This is a genomic window from Bradyrhizobium tropiciagri, from assembly GCF_001189845.1.
Taxonomy (GTDB): domain Bacteria; phylum Pseudomonadota; class Alphaproteobacteria; order Rhizobiales; family Xanthobacteraceae; genus Bradyrhizobium; species Bradyrhizobium tropiciagri.
This window is the reverse complement of sequence record NZ_LFLZ01000183.1, coordinates 1-744: the sequence shown is the minus strand read 5'-3', so window position 1 is coordinate 744 and position 744 is coordinate 1. Positions and strand designations below refer to the sequence as shown.

Below are 744 nucleotides of genomic sequence, written 5' to 3'. Positions count from 1 at the left end.
TTGTCGTATTGATTGTAGTACCGCTCCTTGCAGGTACCCTTGCCGCCGCTTACGCGAGCTTCCGAACCAAGCAGTATACGAGCCAGGCCTACCTGCGGCTTGATGAGAACTCGGCACGCGCTACCGACGCCATCATGAGCACTGTTCCCGTCCTCGATCAGGTACTCGCCAAATTCAAGATCGACGGCGCGACCGCCGAGGATCGCCGCCGCGCACTCGACAGCAAACGGTCGCTCTCCGTCCCGCCAAACCAAAATCCTAAAACATCGCCACTGTTTCGTCTCAGCGTAACCGATCCCGATCCGGCGATGGCGCAGGCCATCAATGCGGCGCTCATAGAAGCGTGGCTTCAGGCCACAATCCCGCCGCCAATTAAACTACGGTCACTGAACGACGAGATTGCGCGAACGGAACAATTGATTCCGCAAATGTCGGATCTGCTCAACATCATCAAGAAAGCGTCGCCGCCCGTGTTGCACGCCGAGAACACGCTTTCCGAGGATGCCTTGACCCCGGCCATCGCTCTTATCACCAAGATAGATCAGGCAAGTCAACGAATTGAGGACCTAAAACGGCAGACGCTCGGTGCCTCGCAGGATGCGGTGTTTAGCCCACCTAACCTGCCCGATGCTCCTAACCCATCTCATGCCGCTCGCTGGGGCCTGCTCGCAGCGATCACCGCCGAGATATTGCTCCTGATATTCTTGCTCCGACACTCGATCAAATGGCGCCAAGCTGCAGTTG

Annotated in this window: 1 protein-coding gene; it reads left to right on the top strand. The window is 57.5% G+C overall.

The window, feature by feature from the left end; all coding sequences use genetic code 11:
* On the top strand, window positions 1-744 hold a 744-nt coding region (locus tag AKN84_RS47665; protein ID WP_202814734.1), incomplete at both ends, for a hypothetical protein.